Source organism: Streptomyces sp. NBC_00989, assembly GCF_045162655.1.
Lineage (GTDB): Bacteria > Actinomycetota > Actinomycetes > Streptomycetales > Streptomycetaceae > Streptomyces.
In genome coordinates this window covers 9,325,136-9,341,237 of the sequence record NZ_CP108728.1, presented here as the reverse complement: position 1 = coordinate 9,341,237, position 16,102 = coordinate 9,325,136, and the positions used below count along the sequence as shown (strand labels likewise).

Sequence of the window (16,102 nt, the reverse complement as noted above, 5' to 3'; positions counted from 1 at the left end):
AACTCCTTGAACTTGAAAACGAGGGCGAGGTCAAGCGCCCCTCCAGGGACGCGGGGCTGTGACATTTGCGGCTCCGCCGCGTGGGTGCGACCAGCCACAACGGACCCGCACCCGAAAAACAACAGACCCATCACGCCGCCTCACTCCGCCCCGCAGCCATCCCCACCGTGTCCAAGAGGGCCATCCCCACAATCAGATCGGCCCCACCGAACTCCGGATCGTCCAGCTCAACCCCGTCATCCACGGCGAACAACAACTTCGGCTCCCCCTGCCGATAAGCCGTACCAACGGGCGGACTGGCCGCATGCACGGCCAACAGGGCAACCAGATAAGGAAGTTCCGCATCCTGACGCCGCGCATCAGCCAGCAACCCCGACAACCGCCGGGGCGCGTCCGCAGGCAGATCGAGCAACACCATGGCCGCCGCCAACTGCTCCTCGCTGAACCGACTGTCGTCCGGCGTGGCGATGAGATCCGGCTCGGGCATCTCCGCACCGAGATGCTCCCGCTCGGCCGGCGGCGTCAGCAGTACGTCGACAAGATCCCCCACCCGGACGGACACCGGCGTACGCAACCCGGTCCCGCGAGCGAAGAACGCGTCCGTGACCCGGATCGCCTGCTCCAGAGGAAGGGGCAGAACGGGCGAGACGAGATGCCCGTAGAGGTCTATCCCCGACGTCGTCATCGGCGTGGCGAAGGCCTGCCGGTCCTGCTCGGCACGGAACAGGGGCCCGGCCTCCAGGAGACGCGACTGAAGCTGCGTGTGCCGCCGGATGCAGTCCTTGACGATGTCGACCAACTCGGCCGCGCGCCGCTTCTGTTCGGCGTCCTCGGACTCGTCACGGGCCTTGCGGATGTTGGTCAGGATCGCGTTCTCGTGCCGGTACCGATCGGCGACGTGGTCGAGGGCCTCGGCGATCATGTCCGGCACGGCGTTGAGCCAGTCCACCGCGCGGACGTTGCGCCGCGTGGCGTCCAACGCGCGCCGGAGTGTCTCCGAGTACTGCACGGTCCGGTACCGGGCCTGCTCCGCGGCGAGCTGCGCGTCGGCGAGCCGGCCCCGGCTGATCAGCACCTCAAGCTTCACCTCGGCGGCGATCTGCGCACTGGTGACGTCGGTGTCGAGGGCGCCCACCAGGACGTTGACGGCCTCGTCGGTCGTCCGGAGGTAGACGCTGCCGCCGTAGCCGGGGACCTCCTCGATCAGCTTGAAGTCGTAGTCGCGGCGCACATACGTGCCGTCCTGGGCGAACGTGCCGTAGACCGTGCGGAAGCCGCGGTCGACGCTGCCGACGTTGATCAGGTTCTCCAGGACCCAGCGGGCCACGCGCTCGTGCTCGACGACGGGGCGCTGCGGGGCCTGGGCGGCGATGCGCGGGATGAGCCTGGCCACTATCTGGTCGTGGTCCGCGCCGGTGTCGAAGTCCATGTTGAGGGTGACCAGGTCGATGGCGGCGAGGGCCACTTCCGCCATGCCGTAGACCGAGTACTCGCCCGCGAGGTTGGCCTTGCGTGCGTCGAGGTCGTGCAGCGGCGCGGTGCAGGCGAGCGCGCGCAGTCGCCGCGCCAGTCCCTCGTCGGCGGCCGGGCCCGGGGCGGGGCGCGGCCCCGCGCTGAACTGGGGCGGAACGCTGTCCGTCGATGCAGGCGAAGTCACGCTGCACAGACTAGGTCCTCGGTCTGACAACGACCCAAACGACGCAGAAGCGACTACCGCCTCAGCCGTGTGTGCGGGTCAGTCGGGCGCGTGCCGTCTTCAGTCGGCGGCCGTGCCGTCCTCGCCGACCCGTTGCCGGTACGCGTCGACGACCCGTTCGAGCGAGTCGTCGAGGTAGACCGCGAGCAGTTTCTCGGCCTCGGCGCGGTCGCCCGCCTGGAGCGCCTGGAGGATCAGGCGGTTGCGCTGGAGGTACGGCTCGTGGAGCGCCTTCGGGTCGTCCACGAGGTGGAAGGCGAGCCGGAGTTCGGCGAAGACGCTGCGCATCAGCTCGTCGGTGCGGGCGCTGCCGGCGAGGGCGACGAGTTCCCGGTGGAAGTGGATGTTGGCCGTACCCACTCCTTTCCAGTCATCTTCGACGGATGCCACCTGCCCCTCCGTCACGGCCCCGGCGAGCTGTTCGAGGGCGTACGGCGGTTCGCCCAGTCCGCGTACGACGGCGCATTCGACGAGGCGGCGGGTGCGGTAGATGTCCCCCACGTCCTCGACGGACAGGACCCGGACGAAGACGCCCCGGTTCAACTCGTGGACGAGCAGGCGCTCATGGGTGAGCAGCCGGAACGCCTCGCGGAGTGTGTTGCGCGACACACCGAGCGCCCCGCCGATGCTGTCCTCCGAGAGCCGCGCGCCCGGCGGGAAATAGCCCTCCGCGATACGGCTCCTGAGGATGTCCGAGACGCGTTCCGCGGTGCTCGTACGGCCCAGGAGGGCGCGGTCGTCGGCCAGTCCCGCCATCTGCTCTGCCATGCCCGGAATTCAACCGCAGATACAAGAACGAAACAACATGGGTATTGAAGGATCGTTCAACGATCCTCTACCTTTCTCGGCAAGGCGCCACCGCTCACCCCGGCGCCGACGGCTTCCGCACAGCCCTGCTCACTCCCAGCACCCTCCGTCCTCCTTCTGCGAGGTGCCCATGAGCACGACCCCTCCACCTCAGGCCCTGACCCCCGGAACACAGCCCGACGGGGATGAACTGACCGCCGACGACGGTGCGTTGGCCTGGCTGCGCGCGCTCGGTCCGAACGGCCGCCGCGCCTTCGCCGGCGCGTTCGGCGGCTACGGCCTGGACTCCTACGACTACTTCACGCTGCCGCTGAGCATGGTCGCGCTTGCCGCGTACTTCGGCCTGAACAGTGGCCAGACCGGCCTGTTCACCACGGTCACGCTGGTCGTCTCCGCGGTCGGGGGCGCCATCGCGGGCGTCTTCGCCGACCGGGTCGGCCGCGTCAAGGCCCTGATGATCACGGTGGTCACCTACGCCGTCTTCACCGTGGCCTGCGGCTTCGCGCCCAACTACGAGACCCTGCTGGTGTTCCGCGCCCTCCAGGGCCTCGGTTTCGGCGGCGAGTGGGCGGTCGGCGCGATCCTGGTCGCCGAGTACGCGAGCCCCAAGCACCGCGGCCGTACGCTCGGCGCGGTCCAGAGCTCCTGGGCGGTGGGCTGGGCGCTGGCGGCGGTCGTCTACACGCTGGTCTTCTCGTTCCTCGGCGACGACCTGGCCTGGCGGGTGATGTTCTGGACCGGCGCGCTGCCCGCGCTGCTGGTGATCTGGGTACGGCGCCGGGTGCACGACGCCCCGGAGGCGACGGCCGTACGCGAACAGAACGTCCAGAAGGGTTCGTTCGCGGCGATCTTCAAGCCGGGCACGGCCGACGCACCGGGCCTGCTGCGCACGACGGTCTTCGCGGGTCTGCTCTCCACCGGCGTCCAGGGCGGCTACTACACCCTCGCCACCTGGGTACCGACATACCTCAAGACGGAGCGCGGCCTGTCGGTCGTCGGCACCGGCGGCTATCTGACCTTCCTGATCTCCGGCGCCTTCCTGGGGTACCTGACCGGCGGCTACCTCACCGACGTGCTGGGCCGCAAGCGCAACATCTGGCTCTTCGCGCTGCTCTCGGCGATCTGCATCCTGGCGTACACGCACATTCCCAGCGGCGCCAACACCCTCCTCCTGGTGCTCGGTTTCCCGCTCGGGTTCTGCATGTCGGCGATCTTCAGCGGCTTCGGCTCGTACCTGAGCGAGCTGTACCCGACGGCGGTACGCGGCACCGGGCAGGGCTTCACGTACAACACCGGCCGCGCGGTGGGCGCCGTCTTCCCGACCCTGGTGGGCTTCCTGGCCGACAGTTGGGGTGTGGGCGGAGCGCTCGTCTTCGGGGCCATCGGTTACGGCATCGCGGCGCTGGCGCTCTTCGGACTGCCCGAGACCCGCGGAAAGGAACTGGCGTGAACCGCACGGAGGACCGTCCCCTGACGCTCGTCGACGAGCACGCGTACGCGTGGAGCCCGCGTTCCGCCCGGGCCCGCTTCCGGGCCGGACTGTCCGGTCCCACGGCCGGCGTCGCGGCGGGCCACACCCAGGTCAACCTGATCTCGGTGCCCGCCGACTGGGCCTACGACATGCTGCTGTTCTGCCAGCGCAACCCGAAGCCCTGTCCGGTGCTCGACGTCACGGACGCCGGCTCCTGGGCGACGGTTCTCGCGGACGGCGCGGACCTGCGCACCGATCTGCCGCGCTACCGGGTGTGGCGGGACGGCGAGTTGGTGGACGAGCCGACGGACGTGCGCGGGTACTGGCGCGACGACCTGGTGTCGTTCCTGATCGGCTGCAGCTTCACCTTCGAGTGGTCGCTGAGCGAGGCGGGCGTCCCGATCCGCCACCTCGAACAGGGCCGCAACGTCCCGATGTACGTGACCGGCCGCCCCTGCCGCCCGGCGGGGCGGCTGCACGGCCCGATGGTGGTGTCGATGCGCCCGGTGCCGCCGGAGCATCTGGCGACGGCGATCCGGGAGACCGCGCTGCTCCCGGCGGTGCACGGCAGCCCCGTACACTGCGGCGATCCCTCGGGACTCGGCATCGCCGACCTCGCCCGTCCGGACTTCGGTGATCCGGTGGACGCCGCGCCGGACGACATCCCGGTGTTCTGGGCCTGCGGAGTGACCCCGCAGGCCGCGGTGATGGCGTCCCGCCCGCCGTTCGCGATCACCCACGCGCCGGGCCAGATGTTCGTCACCGACGCCCGCGACGAGCAGTACCGCGTCGCCTGACCAGGAGAGATGATGATCGATCTGAACGCCGACCTCGGCGAGGGCTTCGGCCGCTGGCATCTCACCGACGACGAAGAGCTGTTGTCCGTCGTCACCAGCGCCAACGTGGCCTGTGGTTTCCACGCCGGGGACCCGGTCACCATGCGGCGGGTGTGCGAGCTGGCGGCCGAGCGCGGGGTACGGGTCGGCGCCCAGGTGTCCTACCGGGATCTGGCGGGGTTCGGGCGGCGCGCGATGGACGTGCCGTCCGCCGAGCTGGCGGCCGAAGTGGCGTACCAGATCGGCGCCTTGGAGGTGTTCGCCCGGGCGGCGGGCACGCGCGTGTCGTACGTCAAGCCGCACGGGGCGCTCTACAACAGGGTCGTGCACGACCCGGAGCAGGCCGCCGCGGTGATCGAGGGCGTGCTCCTGGCCGACGCCTCGCTGCCCGTGCTCGGGCTGCCCGGCTCGGTCGTGCTCGACCTGGCCGAGAAGGCCGGGCTGCCGGCCGTCACGGAGGCGTTCGCGGACCGCGCGTACACCGACGAGGGCACGCTCGTGCCGCGCGGCCGTGACGGCGCGGTGGTCACCGACCCCGAGGCCGTCGTGGAGCGCTCGCTGAGCCTGGCCCGCTCCGGGACCGTCGACGCGCTCTCCGGGGCGCGCATCGAGGTACGGGCCCGCTCCCTGTGCCTGCACGGGGACACGCCCGGCGCGGTCGACCTGGCCCGCAGGGTCCGCGAGCGGCTCCTGGAGTCCGGTGTCCAGGTGGAGGCCTTCGTATGAGGGCGCTGCCCGTCGGCGACAGCGCGCTGCTCGTCGAGGTCGCCTCCGGGGAGGAGGCCCAGGCCGTCCACGCGGAGCTGCTGCGACGCCGCGCGGAGGGCCTGCTCACCGTCCGCGAGATCGTCCCCGCCGCCCGCACGGTCCTCCTCGACGGCCTCACCGACCCGGCCCGGCTGGCATCCGAACTCACCACCTCCGACGTACCCCCCGCTCCCCCACGCGCGCGTGAGGTGATCGAACTCCCGGTGCGCTACGACGGCCCGGACCTCGCCGACGTCGCCGCGCTGTGGGGCGTCCCCGAGCGTGAGGTGGCCCGTATCCACGCGGCCACCGAGTTCCGCGTCGCCTTCTGCGGGTTCGCTCCCGGCTTCGGCTACCTCACCGGCCTCCCGGCCCGCTACGACGTGCCCCGCCGGGCCACCCCGCGCACGGCCGTGCACGCCGGTGCCGTGGGCCTGGCGGGCCCGTACACCGGCGTGTACCCGCGCGCCTCGCCCGGCGGCTGGCAGCTGATCGGAACCACGACCGCGGTCCTGTGGGACCACACGCGCGAGCCCGCCGCGCTGCTGTCGCCCGGCACGCGCGTGCGCTTCGTCCCGGTGGCGGACGTATGACGGACCGAGCCTTCGCCGTCGTACGGGCCGGGGCCCTGACCACCGTGCAGGACCTGGGACGGCCCGGACACGCGCACCTGGGGGTGCCGCGTTCCGGGGCGCTCGACGGACCCGCGGCGGCGCTCGTCAACCGGCTGGTCGGCAACCCGCCCGAAGCGGCCGTCCTGGAGACGACCCTCAACGGCTGTGCCGTACGGCCTCGTTCAACGATCCTCGTGGCGATCGGGGGCGCGCCCTGCCCGGTCACGGTGGACGGACGGCCGGTCGCCTGGGGCGCGCCTGTGCACGTGCCAGCCGGGGCGCTCCTGGACATCGGGACGGCCGTCTCCGGAGTACGGAGCTACGTCGCCTTCGCCGGTGGGGTCGGCGTCGAGCCGGTGCTCGGCAGCCGTTCCACGGACCTGCTGTCGGGGCTCGGTCCGGCGCCGCTCACGAACGGCGCCATACTGCCGCTGGGTTCCCCGATGAGCCTCCACGCGCGCGTGGATGTCGCCCCGCAGCCGCGCCCCCCGGTCGAACTCGTCCTGCGGGTGACCCTGGGGCCCCGCGACGACTGGTTCACACCGGAGGCGGTCCGCACGTTCACGTCACGCGCCTACCAGGTGTCCTCGGCGAGCAACCGCATCGGGCTGCGCACCGAGGGGCCCGCCCTGGAGCGGGCCCTTACCGGTGAACTCCCCAGCGAGGGCATGGTCCTCGGTGCCGTCCAGGTCCCGCCGGACGGCCGCCCGGTGGTGTTCCTCGCCGACCATCCGACCACCGGCGGCTATCCGGTGATCGCTGTCGTCCGCCCCACGGACCTCCCGGCGGCCGCGCAGGCGGTGCCCGGAACCCCGGTCCGTTTCGTGGCCGTACGGCGCCGCTGAAGCCCCGGACGCCCTATGCGGCGTCCGGCTGCTCCTGTTTCACGGACAGGGACGCAAGCGCCATCGACACGGCGTGGGACGCGCTCAGGTCGAGGCGCGCGCTCGTGCCCCGCGCGCGGTGGCGCATCTCGTCGGCGGCCAGCCTCAGGAGCTGCGGCAGCAGGTCGGTGCAGCGGCGGACCACCCACCCCGTGCCCGCGGTCGCCAGCCACAGCAGACTGGCCGACCTGGTGGGCGCCGGGAACTCGGGCTCGGGCGACGGCGCGACCCCCGAGGCCACACCCTCCTCGGTGAGCAACGCGTGGAAGCGCAGCGCCAGTTGGCGGTGTCCGCGCTCCCCGGGGTGCAGCCGGTCCGCGCTCCAGATCGCGCGGTCCATGATCCACGCACCCTCGGCCGCGTGCAGATGCACGGCCCCGTACCGCTCGGAGAGCGCGTGCACCACGGCGTTCACCGCCCGCTGGCGTCGGGCCAGCGGACGGGCCAGCGCGCCCGGGAGGCCGAGCATCGCGCCCGGGTCGGGCAGACAGGCCGTGAGCAGGACCGCGCCCTGTGCCGTGAAGGCCGCGTAGACCTCGTCGAGGCGGGCGGCCACGGCCTGGATGTCGAAGGTGCAGCGGAGGGTGTCGTTGACGCCTATGACGACGGACACGACGTCCGGGTTCAGGGCGAGCCCGGCCGGGGTCTGCCGTTCCAGCACGTCCCGGGACTGCGCCCCGCTGACCGCCAGGTTCGTGAACTCCACGGATTCGTCGGGCTGTTCGGCCAGCCCGTCGGCGAGCAGCGCGGCCCAACCGCGCCACGCCTCGCCGACGGGATCGCCCACGCCCTCGGTGAGCGAGTCACCGAGGGCGACGAAACGGACCGTTCTCATGCCACGCCTCCGGGCACGAAACGCCGTACCGGAACATCCGCGTCGTGGGCCGCGAGGAACGCGTCGACCGCCGTGTGCCAGCCGAAACACTCGGCACGCGCGCGTGCGGTCTCCCGGCGCTCCGCCTCGGGGCGTTCGAGGAGCATGTCCACGGCGTCGGCGAAGGCCCTCCCGTTGTCCGCGGCCGTGGCCCCGGCGGAGCCGATGACCTCGGGCAGCGCCGACGAGGCGCTGGCCACCACGGGGGTGCCGCAGGCCATGGCCTCCAGCGCGGCGAGCCCGAAGGTCTCGGCGGGCCCGGGCGCCAGGCACACGTCGGCGGAGGCCTGGAGCGCGCCGAGCAGCCGCCGGTCGGAGACGTGCCCGAGGAAGGTGACCGGCAACCCCCGCTCCCGCGCCCGCTGTTCGAGCCGGGCCCGCAGCGGCCCGTCCCCGGCGACCACGAGGACCGCCCGCCGCCCGCGCCGTACCAGCGCCTCCAGGGCGTCGAGCGCCGTACCGGGCTTCTTCTCCACGGAGAGCCTGGTGCAGGTCACCAGCAGAACCTGGTCCACGCGCGCGTACTCCGCGCGCACCACCGGGTCCCGCAGCTCCGGACTGCGCCCCACCAGGTCGACGCCCAGCGGTGCCCGTACGACGTTGCGGGCGCCGATGCGGACGAACTCCCGCTCGGCGAACTCGGTGGTGCACACCACGCGCGCGTAGGTGTGCGCCGTACGGACGTTGAGGGCGTCGGCGGTGCGCCGGGACATGTTCTCCGACAGGCCCCAGGTACGCAGGACGCCGTCGGCAGTCTCGTGGGACACCATCACGGCGGGGACGCGGGCCCGCCTGGCCCATTTGCCGGTCCAGCGCAGGGTCGTACGGTCGGAGACCTCCAGGCGGTCGGGGGCTAGGTGTTCCAGGAGGCTGGCCACGCGCCGCTTGTCGGCGAGGACGCGGTAGCCGCCGGTGCCGGGGATCAGCGGTCCGGGCAGGGTGATGACCCGGCCCTGCTCGGTCTCGCGGTCGGTGTGGCGTTCGCCGGGCACGATGAGGACCGGCTCGTGCCCGGCCTCCTTGAAGCCCTTGCCCAGCTCGCGCAGAGCGGTGCGCAGGCCCCCGGAGGAGGGGGCCACGAAGTTGGCAAGGCGGACGATCCGCAGCGATGCGGTGTTCATGCCGCCACCACCGTCCTGCGCCCGGCGAGGACATCCCCGTAGTGCGCGATCAGCTGGTCGCCGACGGCCGCCCAGGTGCGGCCCTCGACCATGGCCCGCGCGGCGGTGCCGTACTCGGCGCGCAGTGCGGGATCGGCGGCCAGGGTCCGTACAGCGTCCGTCACGGCGGCCTCGTCGCGGGGCGGGAAGAGGAACCCGGTGCGGCCGTGGGCGACCAGGTCGAGCGGGCCGCCGGCGGCGGGCGCGACGACGGGGACGCCGCTGGCCATGGCTTCCTGGACGGTCTGACAGAAGGTCTCAAAAGGTCCGGTGTGCACGAATATGTCCAACGAGGCGAAGATACGGGCGAGCTCGTCGCCGGTACGCCGACCGAGGAAGACCGCGCCCGGCAGCGCCTCGTCGAGGTGCGGCCTGCTGGGCCCGTCGCCGACGACCACGACACGGACGCCCTCGATGCCGCAGGCTCCGGCGAGGAGTTCGATCTGCTTCTCGGGGGCGAGCCGGCCGACGTAGCCGACGATCAGTTCGCCGTTCGGTGCGAGTTCGCGGCGCAGCGCGTCGTCCCGGTACTCGGGGCGGAAACGCTCGGTGTCCACGCCCCGCGGCCAGAGCCTGACCCGGGGCACGCCGTGCGCCTCCAGGTCGCCCAGGGCCGCGCTGGAGGGCGCGAGGGTGCGGTCGGCGGCGGCGTGGACGGAGCGGATGCGCCGCCAGGCGGTGGCCTCGCCGGCACCGACGTACGTACGGGCGTATCCGGCGAGGTCGGTCTGGTAGACGGCGACGGCGGGAATGCCGAGCCGGGCGGCTGCGGCCATGCCGCGGACGCCGAGGATGAAGGGGCTGGCCAGGTGCACGATGTCGGCGCGGTGTTCGGTGATGGCCGCGGCGACGCGTCGGCTGGGGAGGGCGACGCGGACCTGGGGGTAGCCCGGGAGCGGTAGGGAGGGGACACGGATGACGGGGCACGGCGACTGGGCGTCGGGCCCGCTGCCGGCCGAGGTGGCCGGCGCGACGACGAGCGGATGATGACCGCGATCCACGAGGTGCCGGGCGGTCTGGAGCGCGCAGTGGGCCACGCCGTTCACATCGGGGGGAAAGGATTCGGTCACGATGACGACACGCATACCCGTGTTGTCGCCGGACTGGACGTGGCCGCGTCAACGTGGATCTATGCGAACGATGAACGTCCCATGAGCGTTGCGCTGCACACCCGAGCAGGTCAGACGGCGTCCATGCGCGTCTGACCCGCGGGTCATCCCACGTTCACACTGCGGGGGCGTCGGGCCCGATCCGGCTCCGTACGGCTGTCTGGACTTCCGCTTCCTCGGCCGGGTCGGCGGCGAGCCTGCGGAGCTGCTCCACGACCCGGGCGTCGGCGGTCTCGGCGTGCCGGGCGGCGATCTCGCGGGTGGTCTCCTCGCAGTCCCAGAGGCACTCGACGGCGAAGCCGGTGGGGTAGGAGGGGTCGGTGGCGGCCAGGGCCCGGGCGGCCCGGCCGCGCAGATGGGACGAGGCCGTCTCCCGGTACACATGGCGCAGGACGGGGGCGGCGCAGACGATGCCGAGGCGGCCTGCGCCGTCGACGAGGGTCCAGAGGGTGGGGGCGTCGGGTCCTTCGCCCATGACGGCCTCCCTGAGGGCGCCGAGGACGAGGTCGCTGTCCTGGGCTCCGCCCCGGCAGGCGAGCATGCGTCCTGCGGCGGCGCCGAGCGGGTCGGGGCGGCGGGCCCAGCCGCGGGCCCGGTCGACGGCGGCGATGGACCGCATCCGTTCGAAGGCGTCCACGGCGGCTTCCACGACGGGCGCCGGGCCGGTGGCCACCGCGCGCTCGATCAGCTGGAGGGCCTCGGGATCGTTGCTGTCGGCGAGATAGCGCAGGGCGGTGCAGCGGGCGCCCTCGCCGCCGTCCTTGGCGGCCTCGACGATCTCGGGCCGGTCCTCGGGGCCCGCCACCGCGGTGAGACAGCGGGCGGCGGGGACGTGCAGCGCGGCTCCGCGTTCGAGGCCCTGTTGGGCCCACTCGAACACCGCCTGCACGCTCCACCCCGGACGGGGCCCGGTTGGTCGCATCTGGCGTTGCCAGAGGTCGAAGCAGCCGGCCTCCTGGGCGGCACGCACGCGCGTGGCGATCGATTCGCGCGGATCCTCGGCCCACAGCCGCCAGGGCCGGGGTTCGAAGGCGTCGCGCACGGCGGTCGCCAGTTCGGCCTCGCCCTCGGGGTCGGCCGGGAACCGCGCCAGCACGGGAGCGGCGAGGGCGCGCAGGCCCGCGTCGTCGTCCCTGAGCGCCAGCTCGTCGAGCGCCCAGGCCCAATTGGTCCCGGAGGCCGCGTACCTGCGCAGCAGGGCGAGGGCGTCCAGCCTGCCGTAGGAGGCGAGGTGCCCGAGGACGGCGAGCGCGAGGCCCGTACGTGACTCCTCGGTGTCGAGGACGTCCTCGGTGTCGAAGAGGTGGGCCTCGACGGCGTCCAGGTCGCCGTTCAGGTCGAGGTACAGGCGGGCGTAGTACAGGGAGCGGTTCTCCACCTGCCAGTCGTGGCGGGGGTCGCGCAGCACACAGTGGTTCAGTGCCGCGAGTGCCTCGGCACGGGGTGCGGTGAGCGCGTGCAGTGTGCCGTCGCCGCGGCCCCGCTGAAGCAGGCCGAGCAGCGTACCGCTGGGCGCTATGACCGGATCGAACATGGGAAACAGCCTCACATCAAGCGTCGACGCAACCGGGGGACGTGCACTACCTGGCCGCGTGACAACACGTCGGGGCGCCCGCCGTTTCCTGCTTGCTGTAGACCATTTTCCTCTGCCTCTCGTAGGTGGCCCATGCGGGCCGCAACTACGGCCCGCGCGGTGCGGCAACACCTGCCCAGCCATCGCGTCCGTAAATCACGACGTCATGATGACCCGGCAGTTCTCGATGCCGCGACCGAAATTTCGGGCGGCGCCGTGCTGCCTTCCCCCGTTTTCCCCCGTTTTCCTTGTCGTACCTGGTCAGAAGGCTCGTCCCGACTGGCGACGGGCCGCGCCTCAGTGCGCGCCGAACAGCTCCAGCAGCTCGGCCTTGGCGAACATCCGGGCCGTGTCGACCGCCGACGGGGTGCCCGCGGCCGGATCGGCGCCGGCCTCCAGCAGGACCTCGATCACCTGTTGCTCGCCCTTGAAGACGGCTCCGGCGAGCGGCGTCTGGCCCCGGTCGTTGATCCGGTCGGCCTCCGCGCCCCGCGCCAGCAGGGCCCGTACGGCGTCGGCGTGCCCGTGGTACGCGGCGAGCATCACCAGGGAGTCACCGCGGTCATTGGTGAGATTGGCCGGGACGCCCGCGTCCACGTACGCGACCAGCGCCTCGGTCCCGCCCTGGCGGGCCAGGTCGAAGATCTTGGTCGCGAACTCCACGACCTCGGGGTCGGGGGCTTCACTCATCGGCCTGACCGCCTCTCACTAGTACGGGTGAATCGCCAGCGTACTGGCTCCACAGACACATGACCGGCCCCCTCCGCGGCAAAGATCACCACTGGGCCCGACACAGGTGAAACCCCTGCTCAGAGGGCCCGAATGCGCTCCACCATTCGAGGGAAATTCGCCGAAATTCACCCACTTGCACCTTTTATCGTATGGATACATCCTGTGATCCTGGAACAACTCATGGTGACTGTCCCCACGAACCAGGAGAGCTCAAATGATCCTGTCCATGTCAGGCGTCGTCCTTCTCGGCATCATCGTCTTCCTCTTCTTCAAGAAAGACGGACTCAAGGCCTCCCACGCCCTGGTGGCCGCACTCTTCGGCTTCTACATGGCCAGCACGGCCATCGCGCCGAGCATCAAGGCCGGCGGCGAGAGCCTGGCGAGCCTCCTCGGCGGAATCAAGTTCTGACGTCCCCACCCGTACGGACCTTCAGGAGACAGCAGTGGCCCGGCGCCCCCTCCCCCGCATCCTGAGCAACGGCACCGCCCAGATCGCCCGGAGCCGGGAGCTGGCCCGGACGGCGGCCGACAGCGCCACCGATGTCCTCCATCCGCTGATCACGATCACCAAGGGTCTGCGTCGGCTGGCATCCGCCGGCCGGCGCAGATGGACCGACACCCCCAAGGACAAGCGCGGGCCGCTGCTTTTCCTGGTGGCCTCGGTGATCCTGGTCGTGGCCCTGGTCCCGTACGGCCCGCTGCTCGCCGCCATCACCCTGATGGCGGCGGCGGCATGGCACGGCAGGGACCGCACCCCGCCGGCGCCCGAAGGGCCCGACGAGTCCCAGACCCAGCGCCTCCAGTCCCTCTACGAAGCGCTGGTGCCCTACTTCTCGACCGCCGAGGACCCGGCGCCCCTGTTCGCCCACGGCGGCGACTGGGAGAAGGCCTTCCCCGCCTACGAGTTCGACGGCGCGGGCCGGATCTCCCATCTGGTCGTCCGCTATCCGGCGTACTTCACCGACGGCGAGGCCGACTCCCGCGCGCGGATCGAGCAGCTGCTCACCGCGAAGTCCGGCCGCGGCCGGGAGTACCACTTCGCGTGGGACGAGGAGGGCAACCAGCTCACGATCGGCGTCCTCGCCCCGCTCCCCACCGACATCGCCGCCCAACGCTTCGTCACCGCCCCCGGTGAGACCGTCCTGGGCTTCACCGACCCGACCCAGGTCCACCGCACGCTCCCCCTCACCCACGGTGAGGAACAGCGTGACGTCCCGCCGGTCGTCTGGCGCACCGGCATCCGCTCCACCGAGCCGAACCTGCTGGTCATGGGCCAGCCGGGCAGCGGCACCTCCACCCTGCTGCGCTCCATCGCCCTGCAGGCCCTCCAGTACGGCGACGTCCTGATCGTCGAGGGCGGCGGTACCGGCGAGTACGCGTGCCTCACCGGCCGGGACGGAGTCCTCGCTGTGGAGTGTGGCCTGTCCGGCGCGCTGGCCAGTCTGGAGTGGGCCGCCCACGAGACGGAACGCCGGCTGATCGCGGCCAACCGAGCACGCCAGTCTGGCCACCCGACGCCGGACGACACCAGGCGCCCCCTGTGGATCATCCTGGACCGCCCGAGCGCCTTCGCCCACGTGGCGGCGGCCGACGGCTACAAGGACCCCCAGTCCCTGCTCCAGGTCCCCCTCCGGCACGGCCGCGCGGCCAATGTGACGGTGGTGGTGGCCGACCAGTTCGACAGCGCGGACACCCTGAGCGACGCCGTACGACAGCACACACGCGCGCGTGTCGTCCTCGGCCCCGCCACCGCCGCCCAGTTGGAGGCGGTCCTGGGCGCTCCCCCGCACACCACGCCGATCGCCCAGGTCCCTCCGGGCCGCGGCTACGCCCGGCTGGGCACCGGCCCGGTCCACCGGCTCCAGGTCCCGGCGACCCCGGACCCGTACGACGACGCGACGAACGACGCGCACCGCCAGGCGGTCCTTGCCCTGCTTCCGCCGCGCACGACACCGGCGGACGCGGAGGAGACGGTAGTGACCGAAGCGGTGGTGGAGGCCGCCGTAGCGGAGACTTCGTAAGGGCCCGGTTCGGGTGCGGGCGGCCGGGAGCCGCCCGCCCGCACCCGAACCAGACTCCTGGAGACTCGTCTACGCCACGAACGTGCGCGGCGATTCGCCCCCGCCCCCGCTGACCCCGTTCTCCACCAGCCGGGCCGCCGCGGCCAGTCGTACCGCCGCCTCCTCGGCCACCGCGCCGCCCACGGTGAACGGCAGCCGCACATAGCCCTCGAAGGCGCCGTCGACGCCGAAGCGCGGCCCGGACGGCACCCGGACCCCCACGCGCTCCCCCATCTCGGCGAGCCGGGACCCCGACAGCCCGCCTGTGCGCACCCAGAGCGTGAGCCCGCCCTTGGGCACCTCGAACTCCCAGTCTGGCAACTCCCGCCGTACCGCCGCGACCAGCGCGTCCCGGTTCTCGCGGGCCTGACCACGACGGATCTCAACCGCCTGTTCCCAACCGCCCGTGCTGAAAAGCCAGTTGACGGCGAGTTGCTCCAACACCGGTGTGCCGAGGTCGGCGTAGGCGCGGGCGGAGACCAGGCTGCGGATCACGTCGGGGGCCGCGCGGACCCAGCCGATGCGCATGCCCGCCCAGAAGGCCTTGCTGGCGGAGCCGACGGTGATCACCGTCGAGCCGGCCGGGTCGAAGCCGCAGACGGGACGCGGCATGTCGACGTCGTCGTCCAGCCACAGCTCGGTCATCGTCTCGTCGGCGACGAGCACGGTGCCGGCCGAGCGGGCCGCGTCCACGAGTTGACGCCGCTGGTCGTCGTCGGCGAGGGCGCCGGTCGGGTTGTGGAAGTCGGCGACGACGTACGCGATCCGGGGCGCCGCGTCCCGCAGCACCTGCCGCCAGCGGTCCATGTCCCAGCCGGAGAGTCCCTCGGCCATCGCCACGGGCACCAGCCGGGCGCCCGCCTCCCGCATCAGCTGAAGGATGTTGGCGTACGAGGGCGACTCGACGGCGACCCGCTCGCCGCGCCCCGCGAAGAGGTGGCAGATGGCGTCGATGGCGCCCATCGCGCCGGTCGTCACCATGATCTGCTCGGGCATGGTCGGAATCCCGCGCAGGGTGTACCGCTCGGCGATCATCGCGCGCAGCGCGGGCAGCCCGGCCGGATAGTCGCCGTGCGTGTGGGCGTACGGCGGCAGCTCCTCCAGGGCGCCGTGCACGGCCCGGGTGAGCCACGGCTCGGGCGCGGGCAGGGCGGCGCAGCCCAGGTCGATCACCGAACCGAGGGCCTCCGGGGGCAACGGCTCCAGCCCGCGCGCGGGGAGCGGGTTTCCGGCGGGTACGGAGGTCCAGCTGCCCGCCCCGCGCCGGGACTCCAGGAACCCCTCGGCGCGCAACGCCTCGTAGGCGGCGGCGACCGTGGTGCGGCTGACGGACAGCGCGAGCGCCAACTCCCGCTCGGCGGGCAGCCGGGCGGCCACCGGGACGCGCCCCTCCAGCACGAGCAGCCGGATGCCGTCCGCGAGCGCGCGGTAGGCGGGCGGTCGGCGGGTGCCGGGTCCGGCCGGCCGGTCCTGCTGGGAGTTGAGCAGCCGGGCGAGCTGCGCGGCGCCCATCGCCGAGGTCCACTGCGCCATGGAAAC

At 72.4% G+C, this 16,102-nt stretch carries 15 protein-coding genes; 7 read left to right on the top strand and 8 right to left on the bottom strand.

All coding sequences use genetic code 11. The annotated features are described in order from the left end of the window. Positions 1 to 130: 130 nt before the first annotated feature. Together OG714_RS42025 and OG714_RS42020 are read right to left on the bottom strand one after the other, a co-directional pair. A complete protein-coding gene (locus tag OG714_RS42025; protein WP_406129022.1) occupies positions 131 to 1,657 on the bottom strand; it encodes a hypothetical protein in 1,527 nt (508 codons plus the stop codon). A 99-nt stretch (positions 1,658 to 1,756) separates the two neighbouring features. Then, positions 1,757 to 2,464, bottom strand: coding sequence for a GntR family transcriptional regulator (locus tag OG714_RS42020; protein ID WP_406129021.1), 708 nt, complete (start codon positions 2,462 to 2,464; stop codon positions 1,757 to 1,759). A 169-nt stretch (positions 2,465 to 2,633) separates the two neighbouring features. On the opposite strand from OG714_RS42020, the gene OG714_RS42015 reads away from it, so the two are divergent. From OG714_RS42015 to OG714_RS41995, 5 genes are read left to right on the top strand one after another with little or no spacing between them, the layout of a single operon-like run. Continuing rightward, on the top strand, positions 2,634 to 3,953 hold the full coding sequence (locus OG714_RS42015) for an MFS transporter (RefSeq protein ID WP_406129019.1): 1,320 nt from the start codon (positions 2,634 to 2,636) through the stop codon (positions 3,951 to 3,953). Beyond that, positions 3,950 to 4,771 carry a putative hydro-lyase gene (locus OG714_RS42010; protein WP_406129017.1) on the top strand — a complete coding sequence of 274 codons (822 nt, stop codon included), beginning with the start codon at positions 3,950 to 3,952 and terminating at the stop codon, positions 4,769 to 4,771. Before OG714_RS42015 ends, OG714_RS42010 begins: the two co-directional genes overlap by 4 nt. Before the next feature lie 12 nt (positions 4,772 to 4,783). Continuing rightward, positions 4,784 to 5,536 carry a LamB/YcsF family protein gene (locus OG714_RS42005; RefSeq protein WP_406129015.1) on the top strand — a complete coding sequence of 251 codons (753 nt, stop codon included), beginning with the start codon at positions 4,784 to 4,786 and terminating at the stop codon, positions 5,534 to 5,536. After that, complete coding sequence (locus tag OG714_RS42000) at positions 5,533 to 6,150, top strand: allophanate hydrolase subunit 1 (RefSeq protein ID WP_406129014.1); 618 nt, start codon at positions 5,533 to 5,535, stop codon at positions 6,148 to 6,150. The genes OG714_RS42005 and OG714_RS42000 overlap by 4 nt, the downstream gene beginning before the upstream one ends. Further along, the gene (locus OG714_RS41995; protein WP_406129012.1) at positions 6,147 to 7,016 is read left to right on the top strand and encodes a biotin-dependent carboxyltransferase family protein; all 870 of its coding nucleotides are present in this window, start codon (positions 6,147 to 6,149) and stop codon (positions 7,014 to 7,016) included. The genes OG714_RS42000 and OG714_RS41995 overlap by 4 nt, the downstream gene beginning before the upstream one ends. A 13-nt stretch (positions 7,017 to 7,029) precedes the next feature. Here OG714_RS41995 and OG714_RS41990 read toward each other — a convergent pair whose 3' ends face one another. The 5 genes from OG714_RS41990 to OG714_RS41970 form a co-directional block, all read right to left on the bottom strand. Then, complete coding sequence (locus OG714_RS41990; RefSeq protein ID WP_406129011.1) at positions 7,030 to 7,890, bottom strand: SGNH/GDSL hydrolase family protein; 861 nt, start codon at positions 7,888 to 7,890, stop codon at positions 7,030 to 7,032. Next, positions 7,887 to 9,050 (bottom strand): glycosyltransferase, encoded by a 1,164-nt coding sequence (locus tag OG714_RS41985; protein WP_406129010.1) that lies wholly within the window; start codon positions 9,048 to 9,050, stop codon positions 7,887 to 7,889. Before OG714_RS41985 ends, OG714_RS41990 begins: the two co-directional genes overlap by 4 nt. Beyond that, positions 9,047 to 10,174: a glycosyltransferase family 4 protein gene (locus OG714_RS41980; protein WP_406129008.1), complete on the bottom strand. Its 1,128-nt coding sequence runs from the start codon at positions 10,172 to 10,174 to the stop codon at positions 9,047 to 9,049. Before OG714_RS41980 ends, OG714_RS41985 begins: the two co-directional genes overlap by 4 nt. Before the next feature lie 139 nt (positions 10,175 to 10,313). After that, the gene (locus tag OG714_RS41975; protein ID WP_406129006.1) at positions 10,314 to 11,732 is read right to left on the bottom strand and encodes a HEAT repeat domain-containing protein; all 1,419 of its coding nucleotides are present in this window, start codon (positions 11,730 to 11,732) and stop codon (positions 10,314 to 10,316) included. Between the two features lie 336 nt (positions 11,733 to 12,068). Continuing rightward, positions 12,069 to 12,461 carry an ankyrin repeat domain-containing protein gene (locus tag OG714_RS41970; RefSeq protein ID WP_406129004.1) on the bottom strand — a complete coding sequence of 131 codons (393 nt, stop codon included), beginning with the start codon at positions 12,459 to 12,461 and terminating at the stop codon, positions 12,069 to 12,071. 256 nt (positions 12,462 to 12,717) lie between these two features. Between OG714_RS41970 and OG714_RS41965 the strand changes: the two genes are divergently transcribed. Further along, positions 12,718 to 12,912: a hypothetical protein gene (locus tag OG714_RS41965; protein ID WP_019059657.1), complete on the top strand. Its 195-nt coding sequence runs from the start codon at positions 12,718 to 12,720 to the stop codon at positions 12,910 to 12,912. A gap of 34 nt (positions 12,913 to 12,946) precedes the next feature. Continuing rightward, positions 12,947 to 14,524, top strand: a complete 1,578-nt coding sequence (locus tag OG714_RS41960) for a hypothetical protein (RefSeq protein ID WP_406129003.1) — start codon at positions 12,947 to 12,949, stop codon at positions 14,522 to 14,524. Between the two features lie 69 nt (positions 14,525 to 14,593). Here the strand turns inward: OG714_RS41960 and OG714_RS41955 are convergent, their stop codons facing one another. After that, a complete protein-coding gene (locus OG714_RS41955; protein ID WP_406129001.1) occupies positions 14,594 to 16,096 on the bottom strand; it encodes a PLP-dependent aminotransferase family protein in 1,503 nt (500 codons plus the stop codon). Positions 16,097 to 16,102: the final 6 nt, after the last annotated feature.